Annotated in this window: 18 protein-coding genes; 5 read left to right on the forward strand and 13 right to left on the reverse strand. The window is 69.1% G+C overall.

The genetic code is table 11. The features are described 5' to 3' along the window. Window positions 1-5: 5 nt before the first annotated feature. From SNE35_RS10345 to SNE35_RS10380, 8 genes are all read right to left on the reverse strand, one after another. Window positions 6-362, reverse strand: a complete 357-nt coding sequence (locus SNE35_RS10345; protein ID WP_320422819.1) for a low molecular weight protein tyrosine phosphatase family protein — start codon at window positions 360-362, stop codon at window positions 6-8. Then, window positions 356-943, reverse strand: a complete 588-nt coding sequence (locus SNE35_RS10350; RefSeq protein WP_320422820.1) for a nucleotidyltransferase family protein — start codon at window positions 941-943, stop codon at window positions 356-358. Before SNE35_RS10350 ends, SNE35_RS10345 begins: the two co-directional genes overlap by 7 nt. Window positions 944-966: 23 nt before the next feature. Then, window positions 967-1362 (reverse strand): NAD(+)--rifampin ADP-ribosyltransferase, encoded by a 396-nt coding sequence (gene arr, locus SNE35_RS10355; RefSeq protein WP_320422821.1) that lies wholly within the window; start codon window positions 1360-1362, stop codon window positions 967-969. Window positions 1363-1442: 80 nt separating this feature from the next. Continuing rightward, window positions 1443-1754, reverse strand: a complete 312-nt coding sequence (locus SNE35_RS10360; protein WP_320422822.1) for a hypothetical protein — start codon at window positions 1752-1754, stop codon at window positions 1443-1445. 174 nt (window positions 1755-1928) lie between these two features. After that, the gene (locus SNE35_RS10365) at window positions 1929-2315 is read right to left on the reverse strand and encodes a hypothetical protein (protein WP_320422823.1); all 387 of its coding nucleotides are present in this window, start codon (window positions 2313-2315) and stop codon (window positions 1929-1931) included. Between the two features lie 19 nt (window positions 2316-2334). After that, on the reverse strand, window positions 2335-2751 hold the full coding sequence (locus SNE35_RS10370) for a hypothetical protein (RefSeq protein ID WP_320422824.1): 417 nt from the start codon (window positions 2749-2751) through the stop codon (window positions 2335-2337). Window positions 2752-2813: 62 nt separating this feature from the next. Next, a complete protein-coding gene (dkgB, locus tag SNE35_RS10375; protein WP_320422825.1) occupies window positions 2814-3626 on the reverse strand; it encodes a 2,5-didehydrogluconate reductase DkgB in 813 nt (270 codons plus the stop codon). A gap of 11 nt (window positions 3627-3637) precedes the next feature. Beyond that, a complete protein-coding gene (locus tag SNE35_RS10380) occupies window positions 3638-4825 on the reverse strand; it encodes an MFS transporter (protein WP_320422826.1) in 1188 nt (395 codons plus the stop codon). A 113-nt stretch (window positions 4826-4938) separates the two neighbouring features. Here SNE35_RS10380 and SNE35_RS10385 point away from each other — a divergent pair, with 113 nt between their 5' ends. After that, a complete protein-coding gene (locus SNE35_RS10385; protein WP_320422827.1) occupies window positions 4939-5838 on the forward strand; it encodes a LysR substrate-binding domain-containing protein in 900 nt (299 codons plus the stop codon). 179 nt (window positions 5839-6017) lie between these two features. Beyond that, window positions 6018-7139: an acyltransferase family protein gene (locus SNE35_RS10390; RefSeq protein ID WP_320422828.1), complete on the forward strand. Its 1122-nt coding sequence runs from the start codon at window positions 6018-6020 to the stop codon at window positions 7137-7139. On the opposite strand, the gene SNE35_RS10395 is transcribed toward SNE35_RS10390, so the two are convergent. Beyond that, a complete protein-coding gene (locus tag SNE35_RS10395; protein ID WP_320422829.1) occupies window positions 7119-7991 on the reverse strand; it encodes an aldo/keto reductase in 873 nt (290 codons plus the stop codon). The two genes, SNE35_RS10390 and SNE35_RS10395, sit on opposite strands and share 21 nt — an antisense overlap. Before the next feature lie 41 nt (window positions 7992-8032). Here SNE35_RS10395 and SNE35_RS10400 point away from each other — a divergent pair, with 41 nt between their 5' ends. Together SNE35_RS10400 and SNE35_RS10405 are read left to right on the forward strand one after the other, a co-directional pair. Next, window positions 8033-10849, forward strand: coding sequence for a M16 family metallopeptidase (locus tag SNE35_RS10400; protein WP_320422830.1), 2817 nt, complete (start codon window positions 8033-8035; stop codon window positions 10847-10849). A gap of 172 nt (window positions 10850-11021) precedes the next feature. Continuing rightward, window positions 11022-11258, forward strand: coding sequence for a hypothetical protein (locus tag SNE35_RS10405; RefSeq protein ID WP_320422831.1), 237 nt, complete (start codon window positions 11022-11024; stop codon window positions 11256-11258). Window positions 11259-11373: 115 nt separating this feature from the next. Here the strand turns inward: SNE35_RS10405 and SNE35_RS10410 are convergent, their stop codons facing one another. Then, a complete protein-coding gene (locus SNE35_RS10410; protein WP_320422832.1) occupies window positions 11374-12063 on the reverse strand; it encodes a helix-turn-helix transcriptional regulator in 690 nt (229 codons plus the stop codon). A 56-nt stretch (window positions 12064-12119) separates the two neighbouring features. Here SNE35_RS10410 and SNE35_RS10415 point away from each other — a divergent pair, with 56 nt between their 5' ends. After that, window positions 12120-13460, forward strand: coding sequence for an NAD(P)/FAD-dependent oxidoreductase (locus tag SNE35_RS10415; protein WP_320422833.1), 1341 nt, complete (start codon window positions 12120-12122; stop codon window positions 13458-13460). Here the strand turns inward: SNE35_RS10415 and SNE35_RS10420 are convergent. Genes SNE35_RS10420 through SNE35_RS10430 form a run of 3 tightly spaced genes read right to left on the reverse strand, consistent with a single transcriptional unit; the run spans window position 13406 to window position 17661 of the window. Beyond that, window positions 13406-13795: a VOC family protein gene (locus SNE35_RS10420; protein ID WP_320422834.1), complete on the reverse strand. Its 390-nt coding sequence runs from the start codon at window positions 13793-13795 to the stop codon at window positions 13406-13408. The genes SNE35_RS10415 and SNE35_RS10420 overlap by 55 nt on opposite strands. A 33-nt stretch (window positions 13796-13828) precedes the next feature. Then, on the reverse strand, window positions 13829-15892 hold the full coding sequence (locus tag SNE35_RS10425; protein WP_320422835.1) for a multiheme c-type cytochrome: 2064 nt from the start codon (window positions 15890-15892) through the stop codon (window positions 13829-13831). After that, window positions 15871-17661, reverse strand: a complete 1791-nt coding sequence (locus SNE35_RS10430) for an arylsulfatase (protein WP_320422836.1) — start codon at window positions 17659-17661, stop codon at window positions 15871-15873. Before SNE35_RS10430 ends, SNE35_RS10425 begins: the two co-directional genes overlap by 22 nt. Window positions 17662-17736 lie beyond the last annotated feature (75 nt).

The following is a 17736-nucleotide window of genomic DNA, read 5'->3' on the forward strand; positions in this document are numbered from 1 at the left end:
CAATCTCAACCGAGTCCGAGGATCGCGCTCACGCTGCGTTCCAGTTCCTCGACCAACTCGGGGTCCATGTACTTGTACTCGTCCGGAATGTCGAGAACATGGATCGCCTTTTGCTCAAGCACAGGTCCGTACTCCGCCAGCAAGCGGGACTTGTGTTTCTCTTCCATCACGAAGATTGCATCGGCCCAGTGAAGGTCTTGTTCCGAGACGCGACGACGCGCGTTCGGACTGGTTCCGCCCGACCTGACCGACAGTGCCGGATGCCTACGCCAGATTTGCTCGGCCGTCGGGCTGCGCCATTGGTTCCTGCTGCAGACGAACAGCACCTTGAGCGGGGATTTTTCTTGCGCGGGATTCAGCAAAGCATGACCTGAACTTTTGACCAACGCGCAGCGTAGCGCTTCTGCTCAACGCGCTGGCGGTAGGTATCGACGCTGACTCGGATCGGATTGCGCCGCACGACGCAAGCAAACAAGTCTTCGAGCCCGTGCGGCGCAATGACAGTGATGGAGTCATCGGCTTCTAGTCGGATCCCGACGGAGGTGGCGTACTCGGGCCAGGAGCCCACGGCTTCCTCAAGCGATCCGAGCGGCGGAACGGCGTGGCCGAAGTGCTGCTCGAACCACTGATGGACGGCGGCCTGGTTGGTGACTTCCCAAGGGACGTCGGGTAAAGCGGCCGTCAACTTGGCCTGCAGCTCTCGGTCCTGCTGCGGATCGAGGCATTCAGCATCAAAGTACGTGACGTCGACATCCGCCAGCTCTGAGGGTTCCGACTTGTCGTGCAGCTCGTCCCACACCAGATTGCGGATGGCCCCCGCGCCTATGCACCACGAGGAAAGACCCAAGCTGCGGACGGCGACAAGAGCGTCCATGATCCACTTTGATTGACGAACAACAGCGATCAGTCGATCGATGCGTTCGGACTCTGTTTCGAAGGACATTTGAGATCTGGACAAGATGGCTGTCAGTTGATGATCGCGCCCATACCCGCCGCCACCCGACTGCGCAGGTTCTCAATGAACTCCGACTCATACGGTTCCCAGGTGTCGAGTTCGCCGACGACCCTGAGTGGTTGCGAACTGCGATACGAGCGCGTGGGGTTGCCGGGAAACTTCTTGTCCGTGACGTTCGGGTCGTCCTCAAAGTCGCCTACAGGTTCGACCACATAGACCCTCGGCCTGCCGCTGCCCTTGGCCATCTCCGCTGCCAGCCCGGCGCCTTTGGGCAGGCTCGTGAAATAGATGTGGTTCATCACTACGCTGGCGTCGTAGTTGGACCTGAATCCGGCCGTGAGCAGATCGCCCACTTGCAAATCGGCCTTCGTGCCATGAAAGAACGGTCCTGCATCCAAAGCCGCCATGAGGCCTCCGTCAAAGGCGGAAGTCTATGGCGAGTGCAGGTGCAAACGCCGCAGCTCCTGTCCATCAAACCTGGCCAGCTCTAGGGCCTCGATGTTCGTCGCGCGAGCTCTCTCCTGCGGCTGCGAGCCTTGATGACTACGCCAGCCAGCGCAGCAACCAGCAGCACACCGAATGCGGCCGCCGTTGATGTATTTCCGGTCTGGATGGCCAGGAGCATTGCCGCGGTGCCGAGCGCCAACGCCGAAACCTTTGAAGTCCACCAGACGGGCGCAGAGGGTATGCCCTTTGCTCGCTGACGCAAACCGATGACCGTCGAAACAATCTTGGCCAAAAGGCTCAAGATAAAAATCCACGAGAGGTAGGCTTGGGCAGAGCTGGTGAAGAACTCCAAGTTCAGAGTCGGATTGGTCGAGAAGGGCATCGGCGGCGCGATCTAATGACGTTACCTGGCGGCGAAGCAGCTCAGCAAGGGAGATCGGCCAGCGTTCTACGACAGAGGAAGCCAGCCGGTAGAGCCTTTCCGAAGGAGGAACGCCAAGCTGCCACGAATGGATGTGCTTGCATTTCAGCGCTTGCCATTCGTGTGAACCTTGTCGAACTCAACGTATTCAGCCGCTACAGGATCGAACCAATCGATCCTTGAGGACTGCTTGAAGACTCTGAATCGATCAACGACTGGGCCGGTGTTGGGATCGCCTCCGCACTGGTCAGAGTGCAGCTCGCGGATTGCAAGCTCTACGACCGCGTTGTCGCAGTGCTCTGGATAGAACGACAGGCATTGCTCTTTCGCCCAGGAGGAGTACAGACGTTCGGACCGGACCTTGACGCGAAGAGCCTCGATGGCCTGCATGTCCGAAACGTCCTTGCATGATGCGTCGCCCATCGACCATGAGGCAGGACAAGACAAACCAAGCACCGTTGCCGCAACTGCGGGGAAAAGATGCGGCTTCATCCTCAGACAAGCTTGGTGCTCATTCAGGCAGCCGTTTGGACAGCGAATAGCGGGCGGGTAGAGAGCATGCCTCTCGGGCGACGTAGAACATCGCCCAAGCTGTGAACATCGTTTGCAAGGGCATCTGCATATGCGCGAATGCGGCGGCCGACGGGAGCCCAATTCCCGTGAGCAAAGTGAGAGCGATCGAGGCCCGACCGGAAAGCGACTGTTCCAGAGCGCGATGAGCCTCTGGGTTGGACATCGCGGCCAGGGATTCGATGGGCAGGCGGTTCAGCGCTCGGGCTTGCAAGCCCCCGGCAACGAGCCCGCCCAGCCCGCACAGAGCGACGGCCATCCACCAGTCAGAGATGCCATCGACGACGCCGAGAACGAGAACCAGGAGCCAAAAGGCGATCCACTTCAGGTTCCAGGCAACGGTGAGGGTGGCGGGCATGACGGCTAGTTTGCCGCGTCTGCCTTCTGTTCATGCCGTGCGTATTCCCCAGGCCCTATTACTCAATCCCAAGCCGGCGCCAAGCCCTGCGGATCTACCAGCCGTTCCGCGCGATCCAGCGTGGCGATCTGTGCCATCTCTTCGGCCGTCAGGGTCAGCTCTTGCGCCCGCAGGTTCGACGCCAGGTTCTCGCGCTTCGTCGACGACGGGATCACCGCATAGCCCAGCTGCATCGCCCAGGCCAGCGCCACCTGTGCTGGCGTTGCGCCGTGCGTCACCGCGATGCGCACCAGCACCGGGTCCGACAGCACCTTGCCGTAGCCCAGGGTCATGTACGAGGTCACGGCGATGCCCTGGCCTTGTGCGAATTCGGCTACCGCGCGGTTCTGCAAGTAGGGGTGCAGTTCGATCTGGTTCGTCGCGATGTTCTCAGCGCCCACCGCGGCGATCGCCTCGCGCAGCAGGGCGGTCGTGAAGTTCGAGACGCCGATCTGTTGCGTGAGCCCGAGCCGGCGGGCTTCCATCAGTGCTTCGAGTGATTCGGCCAGCGGCACGGCGCCGCCGGGCGAGGGCCAGTGGATCAGGGTCAGTTCTACCTGCTCGCTGCGCAGCTTCTGCAGGCTCTCCTTCAGGCTGGCGATCAGGCGTTCGCCGCCGAGGTTCTCGGTCCAGATCTTGGTGGTCAGGAAGAGCTCGCGTCGCGGCACGCTGCTGGCGGCGATGGCCTGGCCGATCTCGGCTTCATTGCCGTAGATCTGCGCGGTGTCGATGGCGCGGTAGCCGAGATCCAGCGCCTTGGTGGTGGAGTCGATGACGGCTTGGCCGGTCAGGCGGAAGGTGCCGAGGCCGAAGCGGGGGAGGATAGGGTTTTGCATGGCGATCAAGGTTATTGGGAGAACGAAAGGGAGGACGCGGTGCGGCGGTCGAGCCGCCCGCTCCAGGCGATCAGCGCCAGTGCGACGAGGACCACCGCCGCGCCGATCCACGGCGTGTGCATCAGCCCGAGCCGGCTGACGATCAGGCCGCCGGCCCAGGCGGCGCCGGCGATACCGACGTTGAAGGCGGCGATGTTCAGGCCCGAGGCCACATCCACCGCACCGGGTGCATGCCGCTCTGCCTGCTTGACGACGTAGACCTGCAGGCCCGGCACGTTGCCGAAGGCGACGGCGCCCCACAGCAGCACGGTGCCCAGCGCCAGCCACGGATGCGGCGCGGTGAAGTTCAGCACCAGCAGCACGGCGGCCAGCCCGGCGAAGATCAGCTTCAGTGCCGGCACGGCGCCGACCCGGTCGGCCAGTCGGCCGCCCCACACATTGCCGACCGCGACCGACACGCCGTAGACCAGCATCACGCCGCCCACCGCACCGGCGCTGAAGCCGCTGACCTCGGTCAGGATCGCCGCCAGGAAGGTGAAGGGGATGAAGGAGCCGCCGTAGCCGACGGCTGTGGTCGCGTAGACCAGCAGCAGCCGCGGCTCGGTCAGCACCTGCAGCTGCTGGCGCAGCGAGGCCGGCGGCGCGTCGGAGCGCAGCCCGCGCGGCACGAACACGGCACTGGCGACGAAGGCGACGATGCCCAGCGCGGCGACGGCCAGGAAGGTCTCGCGCCAGCCGAAGTGCTGGCCGATGAAGGTGCCCAGCGGCACGCCGGTGACCAGGGCCACGGTGAGGCCGCTGAACATGGTGGCGATGGCGCTGGCGGCCTTGTCCTTGGGCACGAGGCCGGTGGCGATCGTCGAGCCGATCGAGAAGAACACGCCGTGGGCGAGGCCCGTCAGCACGCGCGCCGCTACCAGGGTGCCGTAGCCGGGCGCGGCCCAGGCGATCAGGTTGCCGGCGCTGAACAGCGCCATCAGCGCCAGCAGCAGGGTTTTGCGCGGCAGGCGCGCGGTGAGGGCGGTCAGCAGCGGCGCGCCGATGGCCACGCCAAGCGCGTAGAGGCTGACCAGCAGGCCCGCCGAGGGCAGGCTGACCTGGAGGTCCGCCGCCAGCGTGGGCAGCAGGCCGACGATGACGAACTCGGTCGTCCCGATGGCGAAGGCGCTGATCGTCAGCGCCAGCAAGGCGAGTGGCATGGTGTGAGGACTCCTGGATAGAGAGGCTCGCACTGTGCGCCGATGTGGCTTGCAGAAAAAGCCGTCAATTGGCAGAAATTTCTTGACTTGAAGTCAACAATAAAATCGGCACGATGAAGACGACGCTCGACGAAATGCTGGTGTTCGCTGCCGTGGTCGACACCGGCTCGATCACCGCCGCCGCGGCGCAGCTCGTGCAGACGGTCTCGGCAATCAGCCGCACGCTCGGCCGGCTGGAGAAGAAGCTGGACACGACGTTGCTGCGCCGCACGACGCGGCGGCTGGAGCTGACCGAGGAGGGTCAGGTCTTTCTCGCCCATGCCCGCGCGATCCTCGCCTCGGTCGATGCGGCCGAGGAACAGATGGCGCTGCGCCGTCGCCAGCTGCCGGCCGGGCGGCTGCGCGTCAACGCGGCCTCGCCCTACATGCTGCATGCGATCGCGCCGCTGGCACCCGAATTCATGCGCCGCTATCCGCAGATCGAGCTGCTGCTGGACACTGACGACCTGAACATCGACCTGCTGGCCCGCCGCACCGACGTGGCGATCCGCATCGGGCCCTTGAGCGATTCCACGCTGCATGCGCGGCCGCTGGGCAGCCACCGCCTGCGCGTGCTGGCCAGCCCCGTCTACCTGGCCGAGCGCGGCACGCCGCGTAGCGTCGAGGCGCTGGCCGGTGGCGGCCACCTGCTGCTGGGCTTCACCCAGCCCGAATCGCTGAACCACTGGCCGCTGCGAGGCGCCCATGGCGACGCCTTGCCGATCCGCCCGGCGCTGACGGCCTCCAGCGGCGAGACCCTGCGCCGCCTGGCGCTGGAAGGGGCGGGCATCGTCTGCCTGTCGGACTTCATGACCGCGGCGGACCGCAGCGCCGGTGCACTGGTCCAGGTCTTGCCTCGCGCGACCGTCGAACAGCGCCAGCCGGTGCATGCGGTCTACTATCGCAACACGCAGCTGGCCGCGCGCATCGCCTGCTTTCTGGACTTTCTGGTGGAGAGACTGACCGGCGACTGACAGCCCTGTCAGCCCCGGGGCGGAGCGCGCCCGCGTTGCGTCTTGCAACAGCCGGATCCGCGCAGCGCCGCCTACAATCCGCACCGTTTCGCCGCGTCGGCGGGCCTGCAGGCCCCGTGGCGCACACCCCCCGAACAACAGCAATGCGCCCAGCCGCAAGGAGGCCGGGCGCGGGGTCCATGAGTTCTGCCGAAATCCTTGCCCGTTCCGCCGTCCTGCCGTCCCGCCGCCTGCCGCATGTCGATGCGCTGAAGGCCTGCGCCGCGCAGATGATCGTGCTGCACCACCTCGCTGCCTACGGCCCCATCGCCGACGCGGTGCAATCGCTGCTGCCCGAGATGATCAGCTGGCTCTATCGCTATGCGCGCATGGCGGTGCAGGTGTTCCTGGTCGTCGGCGGCTTCCTCAGCGCGCGGGCGCTCTGCGAGCGGGGCCAGGTCTTGCGCGGTGCGGTGCCGGAGCTGCTGTGGCGCCGCTACCTGCGGCTGGCGCCGGCCTTCATGGCAGCCGTGCTGCTGACCTTGCTGTGCTCCTCGCTGGTGGCGCCCTGGCTGCCCGAGCTGGCGCCGGAATCGGTGAGCTTCGGGCAACTGCTGTCGCACGGCCTGCTGCTGCACGACGTGCTGGGCCATGAGGCGTTGACGGTCGGTGCCTGGTACGTGGCCGTGGACTTCCAGCTGTTCGCGATGCTGGTGGGCCTGCTGTGGCTGGCGCGCAGCTTCCGCCGCGCCAGCGCCGTGCTGCTGGTGCTCGCCGCCGGTGTCGGCTCGCTGTTCGTCTTCAACCGCATGCCCGAGCTGGATGCCTGGGCGCCGTACTTCTTCGGCAGCTACAGCCTGGGCGTGCTGGTGCAGTGGCTGAGCCGCCTGCGCTCGGGCTGGCTGCGCCGCATGGGCCTGATGCTGCTGGCGCTGACGGTGCTGCTGGCGCTGGCGCTAGAGTTCCGCGAGCGCATCGTCGTGGCCGGCGTCACGGCGCTAGTGCTGGCCGTGCTGCAGCAGCGGCACCTGGCCGGCCGCGTCTTCCTGGCCACGCGCCGCCGCAGCACTGAGCTGGCCGGGCGGCTCGGCACGCGCTCCTACTCGCTTTTCCTGGTGCACTTCCCGGTGTGCCTGCTGGTGAACGGCCTGTTCGCTGCGCTGGGCCTGCACGGCGCTGCCATCGGCATCGCGCTGATGGCTACGGCCTTGGGCCTCAGCAACGTGGCCTCGGTGCCCTTCCACCGCTATGTCGAGCAGCCCGCAGGGCGCATTCGCCTCAGCGGGCTGCTGCCGCGCTCGCTACGCGACCTCGTGGCCTGAGCCGGCTTCCCAGATCGACCACCAGGTCTCGGCGTCCATCCGCCAGTCCAGTGCAGCCAGTGCTTCGTCCAGCGCCTGCAGGCGCTGCGAGCCGACGATCGGGATCGGGCGGCTCGGGTGGCGCAGCAGCCAGGCATAGGCCGCGGTGGCGATGCTGGCGCCGCGTGATGCACCGGCCGCTTCCAGCGCCGCACGCACGCGCTTCGCGTCGTCCTCGTTGCCGGTGAACAGGCGTCCGCCGGCCAGCGGCGACCAGATCATCGGCCTCAGCTTCAGATGCTGCGCTTGATCCAGCGTGCCGTCGTGCAGCGGCTCGCGCTGCAGCGGGTGCAGCTCGATCTGGTTGGTCGCGAGCGGCGTGCGCGCGTTCAGCAGCTCGAACTGTGCCGGCGTGTAGTTGCTGACGCCGAAGCTCAGCACCTTGCCCGCGCGCTTGAGCATGTCGAAGGCCTCGGCCACCTCGTCGGCGTCCAGCAGCGCATCGGGGCGGTGCAGCAGCAGCAGGTCCAGGCGGTCGGTGTTCAGCTGCTTCAGCGAGTTCTCGACGCTGGCGATGATGTGCTCGCGCGAGCTGTCGTAGCTCTTGATCCGGTGGCCGGGCCGTGCCGGGCTGATCAGCTTGATGCCGCATTTGCTGACGAGCTGCATCTTCTCGCGCAGTGCGGGCTTCAGAGCCAGCGCCTCGCCGAACAGTACCTCGACGGTGTAACCGCCGTAGATGTCGGCGTGGTCGAAGCTGGTGGCGCCGCGCTCGATATTGGCCTCGATCCAGGCCAGGCGCTGCTGGGGCGTCCAGCCCCATTCGCTCATGCGCCAGCAGCCCGCAACAATGTTTGAAAGTGTCGTAGTCATGGGCCGGAATCATAGGTCGGCATCGCCTACATTCCGTGACGATGAAATCGCTGCGCGCCCTCCTTCTGGCCTGCCTGCTGACGCTGATCTTCGGCGTTACGCCCGCACAGCCGCAGGGCCTGCGCGAGGTCCGCTCGCTCGGTGGCATCACCGAGTACGCGCTCGACGCCAACGGCCTGCAAGTGCTGCTGATGCCGGTGTCCGGTGCGCCCCGCCTCACCGTGACGGTGACCTACCGCGTCGGCAGCCGCCAGGAGACGGCGGCCGAGGCGGGCATGGCGCACCTGCTGGAACACCTGAGCTTCCACGATGCCGAGGGCGTGGACGGCGACATCAGCGCCGCGCTACAGGCGCTCGGCGCCCGCTACAACGGCACCACCAGCTTCGACCGCACGAACTACCTCGCCAGCCTCCCGGCCGACGCCGGCGCCCTGGCCCTGCGCCGCGTGCTGCAGCTCGAAGCCGCACGGATGAGCGGCGCGCACCTCAGCGAGCAGGCGCTGGCCCGGGAGACGCCCATCGTGCTGAACGAGCTGGGCCTGCGTGGCCAGGCGCTGGCGCCGCAGATGCAGCAGGCGCTGTCGGCCGCAGCCTTCCGCCAGCATCCCTACGGCCGGCCGGTGATCGGCTATGCCACCGGGCTGGAGCAGCTCTCGCTGCCGGCGCTGCGCGCGTTCTACGCCAGGCACTACCGGCCGGACCGCGCGGTGCTGATGATCGCCGGCGGCTTCGACACGACCCAGGCGCTGGCCGCCGTCACCGAAGTCTTCGGCGCGCTGCCCCGGCCGGCAGCGCAGCCGCCTGAGGAGGCCGGCGAGCCTTCGCCCGAGCCCGACCAGACCGTGCCGCGCGTGACCACGCTGCGCACCCGCAGCACGGCACTGGCCGTCGGCTGGCGCGTGCCCGGCATGGCGCACCGCCATGCACCGGCGCTGGCGATGCTTAGCCAGGTGCTCGCGAGCGCCGGTGGGCCGGAGTCGCAGGCGCTGGCCGGCGTCGCGGCCACGCGTGATCCCTACCTGATCGGTCGCACCTTGCCGCTCCCCGCGGTGCCCAGCGGCACGGCCAGCGATCGCGCTGCGTTGGAAATGCGCGAGCAGCGCTGGATCGACGGCCTGCAGGACCTGCGCATCGACCGCAGCAACGCGGGCTGGCTGCGCAGCGCCACGGCTGAGTACGCGCGCCAGTGGCAGGCCGCGTTGCGCGACCCCGAGCGGGCCTCGTCGCTCATCAGCGATGCGATCGGCGCCGGCGACTGGCGGCTCGTCTTCAAGCAGCTCGAAGGCCTGCAGCGGCTGCAGCCGGACGACATCGCCGAGGTCGCGCGCCTCTACCTGCGCAGCGAGAACCGCAGCGTGGCCCGCGGCGTCACCGATCCGGCCGTTACCGCGACGCAGTTCGAGGAACAGCCGCTGGGCTTCCTGTCGGGTCTGTTCTCGAAGCCGGTGCAGGTGCAGCGCGTGGACGACCCCTCGCAGGCGGCGGGCCAGTTGAACGAGCCCGCCCCGGCGCCGCTGGCCGGCGGCCAGGCCTTTGAGACCGACGCCGCGGCGCTGGACCGCGCGACCCAGCGCTACCAGCTGCCCAGCGGCATGCGCATCGCGCTGCTGCCGCGCGAGACAGCCGGTGAGCGCGTCGCCCTGCTGCTGCAGCTGCGCTGGGGCGCGCCGCGCGAGATGGCGAAGTGGCAGGGCTGGCGCGCGCTGGCCCCGCTGCTGGACGAGGGCACGGCCCAGCATACGGCCGACCAGGTCCGCGAGATCCGGATGAAGCTCGGTGCCGAGATCCACATGCAGGCCGGCCCGCAGGGCTTGAGCATCCGCGTGGCCGCGAGCCGTGCCACCTTGGTGCCGACCCTGGTGCTGCTGCGCGAGATGCTGGCCGAGCCGCTGCTGCCGGAGCCGGCCTTCCGCCGCCTGCAGGCCGCGCAGCTTTCGCGCTTGCCCGCTGCCAACGCCCGCGTCGACACCGGCCCCGACGAGCGCGAGCGTCGCTTCCACATGATCCATGTGGGGCTCAACCGCGGCGAGCCGGGCTACCAGCCCTCGGCGGCCGAGCTGGCGGCGATCTGGCGCGAGCTGCGCGTGGAGGACGTGCGCGAGTTCCACCGCCGCTTCTGCTCGGCCAACGATGCAATCGCTGCCGTCGTCGGCGCGCTTCCCGACAAGCTGCCCGGCGTGCTGGAGGAACTGATCGGCCGCTGGAAGAAGCCCGGCGCGCCGGCCTTCGAGCATTACGTGCAGCACCATTTCGACGAGCACGCCGAGCGCTTCGTCAGCCAGGCGCCGGCCGATGCGCCGGCTGGCAGCGTGGCCACGGTGGTGCTGCACCAGGAATTCGCGCTGAACCGCGACGACCCGGACTTCTACCCGCTGCTCGCCGGCGTGCGCGTGCTGGCCGGCGGTGCGGGTGAGCCCGGCGGCAGCCGCCTGGCCGACCGGCTGCGCAGCCGCGAGGCGATCAGCTACGCGATCCAGCAGACCTTGCAGGTACCGGCCGAGGGCGACCGCGCCTTCCTGCGCTTGCAGGCCGGTAGCGCGCCGCGCGACGCGGGGCGGCTGGAGGCGGGGATGCGCGAGGAGATCGCCCGGCTGCTCGCCGATGGCGTCGGCAGCGAGGAGTTGGAAGCCGCCCGCGGCCGGCTCGCCACCGAGCTGCGCCAGCCCCTGCTCAGCGACGCCGGCCTGGCCGCCTCGCTGATGGGCCAGCTCGAGCGCGGCAGCAGCTTCTCCGCTGACCGGCAGAAGCAGGACCAGGGCATGGCCGCGCTGACGGCCGAGCGGGTCGACGCCGCGCTGCGCCGGCTGCTGCGGCCCGAGGGCTGGGTCGCCGTGGTGCGCGACACGGCCGGCGACTGAGCGGCCGGCGCCCGTTCTAACGCCGAACTTCGACGGTTTATCGCCCGTTTCTGCGCTTGGCGCCGCAGCGCCTGCGCTTCGTCGTAAGCGCCTGGGAAAGCCCCGGACCGACTCCGATACTGAATCCATCGAAACAGCAATTCCGCTGATTCAGACACCCAAGGAGCCGATCATGAGCAAGTTTTCCACCCTCTCCGCTATTGTTGCTGTTGCCCTGTCGCTGGTCGCTGTCGGCACCCACGCCGCCCCGTCGGCCAAGCAAGGCGTCGTCACGCTGCCCACCGTCGTCGTGACCGGCAAGGCCGTCAAGCAACTGCCCACCGTCGTCGTCACCGGCTACAGCATCGAAGGCCAGCTGCGCCGCCAGATGCTCGCCCAGGCCGCCGCCAAGCCGGCCCGCCGTGGCTGATCGGGGCAGCGCATCGATGATGGCTGTTCCTTTTTCTTGCCAGGACCGCTGACGAATCGAACCCCGGACGCACCCCGCGTGTGCTTCCCGGTTTCGGTTCCAAAGCCGTATCAGTTCAGTCCAGGCCCATCATGCCGTCGCGGCGGTTCATGTCCGCCAGCGTGCGGCCAGGCTCGTCGCGGAAGCGCTCGTCCAGGGTCGTCAGCGCCTGGATGCGGTCGATGCGGAAGCTGCGAAAGTCCTCGCGCAGCTCGCACCAGGCCGCCACCGTCCACACCGGTCCCCAGAACATGCAGGCCAGCGGGCGGATCGTCCGCTCGCTGCGCGTGTCGCCCAGGTCCAGGTAGTCCAGCTTCAGCTTGCTGCGGCTCTCGGTCGCCTCCCGCAGCCGCGCCAGGTGCTCGCTGGTCCGTGCCGTCATGCGGCTGCCCGGCGCGAAGATCGCCAGGCCCTCGGCCGCGGCGCGCGCGCTGGGCGGCAGCACGGCGAGGATCTTCGACAGCGCGTTCTCCGCGTCGCCACCCAGCGCGGCGTCGAGCTGCGGCTTGGCCAGCCGCACCGCCGCCACCAGGGCCTGCGCCTCCTGGCGCGTGAACATCAGCGGCGGCAGGTCGAAGCCGGCGCGCATGCGGTAGCCCACGCCGGCCTCGCCGTCGATCGGCACGCCCTGCTGCTGCAGCGCCGCCACGTCGCGGTAGACCGTGCGCGGCGACACCTCCAGGCGCTGGGCCAGGAATTCGGCAGTGGACAGTCGGCGTCCACGAATCAGCTGGACGATCTGGAAGAGGCGGTCGGCGCGGCGCATGGTGCGGCATTTTGCGTGAGCGACGATGACTGTGCCGGGACGTTCACAATGGGCCCATGCAAGCGACCGAAGAACATCACGTCCTGATCATCGGCTGCGGCTTCGGCGGCCTCGAGGCGGCGCGCGCGCTGGCCGACGAGGACGGCGTGCGCATCACGCTGGTGGACCGCAGCAACCATCACCTGTTCCAGCCGCTGCTGTACCAGGTGGCGACCGGCGGGCTTTCCGCGCCGTCGATCGCCGCGCCGATCCGCCACATGCTGCGCAAGCAGCGCAACGCGACGGTGCTGATGGCCGAGGTCGTCAGCATCGACAAGGACGCGCGCTGCGTGCTGCTGGCCGACGGCCAGCGCATCGACTACGACTCGCTGATCGTCGCCAGCGGCGCCACGCACAGCTACTTCGGCAATGACCAGTGGGCCGAGCACGCGCCGGGGCTGAAGACCCTGGACGACGCGTTCAAGCTGCGCGCCAAGGTGTTGCTGGCCTTCGAGCAGGCGGAACTCGCGGCCGATGCGGCGGCACGCGAACCCTGGCTCACCTTCGTCGTCATCGGCGCCGGCCCCACCGGCGTGGAGATGGCCGGCACGATGGCCGAGATCGCCCGCCACACCTTGAAGAACGAATTCCGCCGCATCGATCCGGCCCGCGCGCAGGTGCTGCTGCTGGAGGGCTCGGATCGCGTGCTGCAGGCCTTCAAGCCCGACCTGTCGCAAAAGGCCGCGCAGCAGCTGGCCGCGCTGGGCGTGCAGGTGCGCTGCGGCGCCAAGGTGGTGGCGATCGACGCCGAGGGCGTCGAGGTGGAGGAGGCCGGGCAACGCCTGTGCATCCCTTCGCGCACGGTGGTGTGGGCCGCCGGCGTGGCCGCCTCGCCGCTGGGCCGTTGCCTCGGCGTGCCGGTGGACCGCGCCGGCCGCGTGATCGTCGGGCCGGACCTGAGCATCCCCGGGCATCCGGAGGTCTGCGTCGTCGGCGACCTGGCCGCGGCGCAGAGCCACGAGCGCGACGGCACGACGAAGCCGGTGCCCGGCGTCAGCCCCGGCGCCAAGCAGATGGGGCGACTGGCCGCGGCCAATATCGTCGCCCGGCTGCACGGCAAGCCGCCCGAAGCCTTCCGCTACACCGACTACGGCGCGCTCGCCACGATCGGCCGCAGCGCCGCGGTGGCGGACCTGGGCGCCGTGCGCTTCTCAGGGCTGCCCGCCTGGCTGTTCTGGCTCTTCGTCCACATCTACTTCCTGATCGGCTTCCGCAACCGCTTCGTCGTGATGATGGACTGGGCCACGTCCTACTTCAGCTTCCAGCGCCATGCGCGGGTGATCGCGGAGCAGGCGCGGCAGGGTCAGGACATCGGGGTGCAGAGTTCGACCAAGGTGCCGTCCGGGCAGCGCACGTAGGCGACGGTCTGGCCCCAGGGCTTGGTGACGGGCGCCTTGAGCGCTGTCGCGCCAGCCTGCACGGCACGCTCGTACGCCGCCGGCACATCCGCCGTGGCCAGGCCGATCTCCATGCCCAAGGGCGCCTCGCTGAGCGCCGCCACCACGTAGTCGTGGCCGACGCTGTCGCGCGCCGTGGTGTGGTCGACGAAAGCCAGCGCCGTGCCGCCGGTGTCCAGCTCGCCGTAGGCGCCGGACTCGTGCAGGAAGCGGCGCTGCAGGCCGAAGGCTTGCTCGAAGAAGGCGAGCGAGGCGGCGACGTCGGCGACGTAGACGATGGTGTAGGCGAACTGCATGGCGCGGCTCCGATGGATGGGATGCCGGCGATGCTATCGGCGGGGTGTGCGTGAAACTGTCAGCAGAGCGGCTTCGTAGGCCGTCTTGATGCGCGCGTCCTCCGGCGCCAGTTCGCGCGCGACCTTCAGCGGCACCAGCGCCTCGGTGAGCCGGTGCTGCCGCAGCAGCGACAGGCCCAGCGCGAAGCGGGCCGCGGCCAGCCGGGGCTCGCGGCGCACCAGGGCCTCGAGCAGCGCCTGCGCCTCCGGCTCGCGGGCGGGCTGCAGGCGGATCAGGTCGGCCAGGTTCAAGGTGGACGGGGCGAAGCCCGGCGCCAGCGACAGCGCCTCGCGGAACGCGGCCTCGGCGCGCGCCGGCTGGCCGCGGTCGGCCCACAGGGTGCCGAGGTTGTCCCAGGCCTCGGGGCGATCGGCATTGAGTTGCTGGGCGGTGACGTACTCGTCCAGCACGCGGGTGAGGCGTAGGCCGGGCGGGCGCTGGTCGGCCAGCCAGCGGGCGGCTTCGAGGCGCACGTCGCGCACAGGGTCGTCCAGCAGCGGCAGCAGCAGGCGCGCGCGGGTCGGTGCGTCGGCATCGCGCAGGGCCGTGGCGGCGGCGCGGCGCACCAGCGGGTCGGGATCGGCCAGCGAAGGGAGGGCCGCGCCGGCGAGGCCTGCCGGCAGCCTCGCGAGCACGCTGGCGCGGGCGACCGGCGATTCCTTCGCGTCGCCGATCACGGCGGAGAGCCGGGCGACCACGTCCAGGTCCTCATGGTCCAGCGCGTTCAGGGCCGCGGCCATCTTCGAGGCGCGCTCTTCCAGGTGCGGGTACCAGCGCTGCGTCCATTGCACGGCCCAGGACTGCGGCTTGTCGCGGTGGCACTGGGTGCAGGCATCGGGGCTACCGCTGCGCTGCGATTGGGCCGGCTGCGGCACGCGGATGAAATGGTCGTGACGCCGATCGATGGCCATGAAGGTGCTGGCGGGCATGTGGCAGTTGATGCACTGCGTGCCGGTCGAGCCGAGCTTGTGGAAGTGGTGGGTGGGCGCCTCGTACTTGGGCGCGGCGTGGCACTGCAGGCAGACGCCGTTGCCCGGCGCGCGGAGCTGCTGCGTGTGCGGCTCGTGGCAGTCGCTGCAGGTGACGCCCTTGGCATGCATGCGGTTCTGCAGGAAGCCGGCGTGGTTGTAGACCTCGGCGCGCATCTGGCCATCGTTCCAGTAGAGCCCCGGCTCGACCAGCGAGAGGTGGAAGGCGTCGCCGGGCGGCGTGCCGGGGCCCGCGTCCTCGCCGATGCGGCTGCGGTGCGCGTGGCAGCGCGCGCAGACGTCCGCCTCCTTCGTGCTGCGGGCCGGCGCATCGGGCGTGCGGCGCGCATTGCCGCTGGCCGGGTCGATGCGCCACTGCGCGCCGCGGCGCTGGTCGAACAGGATCTGTAGGCCCTTGCGCAGCTCACCCGCCGGTGCGCCGCGGCGGGCCCAGTCGACGTGGGCGGAGCCCGCGCCGTGGCAGGCCTCGCAGGCCACATTGCCCTCGGCCCAGCGGCTGGCGTAGCGGCGCACGGGCGGGTCGTAGTTCTTCGCGAAGCCGGTGGTGTGGCATTCGATGCACATGAAGTTCGCGTTCGCCTGTCGGCCGGTCCAGTGCAATTCGTCCGTCGGCGGCACGGCGGGGGTCAGGCGGAACCAGCGCTGGCCGCCCTCGGCCCTGGGCCGCGTGTCCCAGGCCTGCGGCAGCGCGTGCAGCGAGCCGTCGGGCAGCTTCGCCAGGTACTGCTGCAGCGGCGCGATGCCCAGCACGGCGGCGATCTCGTAGTCGCGCAGCTTGCCGTCGGGGCCGTCGGTGTTGACGAAGAAGCGGCCCTGGCGCTCGCTGAAGGTGGCGCCGGAGAAGCGCTCGCCCTTGAAGGGCGCGAGGATGCCCGGCCGCGCGGCCGGCTGCATCGCGCGCTGGTGCTGCGAGGCCTGCCAGGCCGCGGCTTCCTTGGCATGGCAGCTCGCGCAGGTGGCGGAGCCGACGAAGCGCAGCGCGGGTTCGGCCTGCGCGAGCGCGCCGGCCGTCAGCAGTGCAAGTACCCAGAGCCAGCGCATCAAGGTCAGCGTCGGCGCCGCAGCCACCAGGTCAGCAGCAGCGCCGGCACGCCCAGCACGATCAGCAGCAGCGCGGCGACGATGCCGCCGAGCTGCGAGACCAGCACACCGGCGTTGTTCTTCAGCAGCTGCACCAGCGGGTTGTAGCCGGGGCCGGGCAGGATCACGCCGTTGGTCTTGTTGTAGCGGAGCACCTCGGCCAGCATCTTCTGCACCCGTTCGGGTTGCTGGGCAGCGAGGTCGTTCGTCTCGGTCCAGTCCTTCGCCGTGTCGTAGAGCTGCCAGCGGTTGCCGTCGACGGTGCCGTTGCGCATCAGCTTGTAGCCGCCCTGGAACAGCGCCTGGCCGCCGGTGCCCTCGAAGCCGATTGCCTCCGTCGCGTCATGGACCGGTGCGGAGGCCGCGCCTTCGATCAGCGGCAGCAGGCTTTTTCCGGTGAGCGGGAACAGCTTGTCGCTGGCCGGAGGCCGTGGCACGCCCGCGATGTCCAGCACCGTGGGCAGGAAATCGGTGGCGTAGGCGAACTGGTCGGTGATACGGCCCGGCTGTGCGCTTCCAGGCGAGTTCGCAGGCATTTGCACGATGAAGGGCACGCGCATGCCGCCCTCGGCCGAGGTGCCCTTGAACAGGCGTAGCGGCGTGTTCGAGACCTCGGCCCAGTCCTGGCCGTAGTGCACGTAGCTGCCCTTCAGGCCCATCTGCTCGTAGCCCAGCGCGTTGTTGGCGCGGTACCAGATGCGGAACGGCAGATTGAGCTGCGACAGGTCGTAGGCATCGGCGCCGTTGTCGGACATGACGATGAAGACCGTGTTGTCCAGCTCGCCGATGTCCTTCAGGTGCTGGCGCAGCCGGCCCAGCTCCTCGTCGGCCGCCTCCAGCATGCCGGCGAACACGGCCATCTTCTTGGCTTGCGTGCGGCGCTCGTCGGGGCTCAGCTTGTTCCAGTCGCGCGCGCCGTCGTTGGCCGGCATCGTCAGGCCGGCCGGCACCAGGCCCATCTTCACCTGGCGCTGGTAGCGCTCCTCGCGCACGGCGGCCCAGCCCTCGTCGTAGCGCTTCAGGTATTTGTCGGTGTAGCGCGCCGGCACCTGCAGCGGCGAGTGCACGGCCTGGAAGGCCAGCATCGCCATGAAGGGGCGCTTGTCGGCCTTCTTGCGGCCCTCGTCCACGTACTGCACGAGCTTGCTCACGTAGTCGTGGCTGGAATAGAAGTCGGGCGGCAGCGCCGCCTTCTTGCCGTCTTCCCACCAGACGGCCTCGCGGTTGAAGGGCGCGTAGACGCGCGCCTCGTAGTTGTCGGCACCGGTGTTCTCCAGCGCGAAGTAGCGCTCCCAGCCGCGCGCGCCCGGTGCGCGCTCGGCCCCCTGGCCGAGGTTCCACTTGCCGGAGTAGTAGGTGGCGTAGCCGGCGTCGTGCAGCAGCTGGCCGAGGCTGTGCACGCGGTCGGACAGGTAGCCCTCGTAGCCGGGCTGGCCGCGCTGGTTGTCGGCGATGACGACCTGCAAGGTGCCGGCGCCGCCGCGGTGGTGGTCCACGCCGGACTGCAGCATCGTGCGGCTCGACTCGCAGGTGGAGGCCGTGTGGAAGTTCGTGAAGCGCACGCCCTGCTGGGCGATCGCGTCGATATTGGGCGTGGCGATCTCGCTGCCGTAGGCGCCGAAGTCGCTGAAGCCGGCATCGTCCAGCAGCACGAAGACGATGTTGGGCCGGCGCGGGGCGGCGGCTTCATCGGCAGCGCCGGCGCCGAGGGCCAGCAGCAGCGCGGGGAGGGCGAGAAGAGCGGGGGCGAGCTTCATGCGGGCGATCATCCGCATCGGCCAGAATTGTGTCCATCGCAAAGAATGCACGCTCGCATTGCGTTCGGCGCAATC

Source organism: Roseateles agri (assembly GCF_034043675.1).
GTDB lineage: Bacteria > Pseudomonadota > Gammaproteobacteria > Burkholderiales > Burkholderiaceae_C > KK5.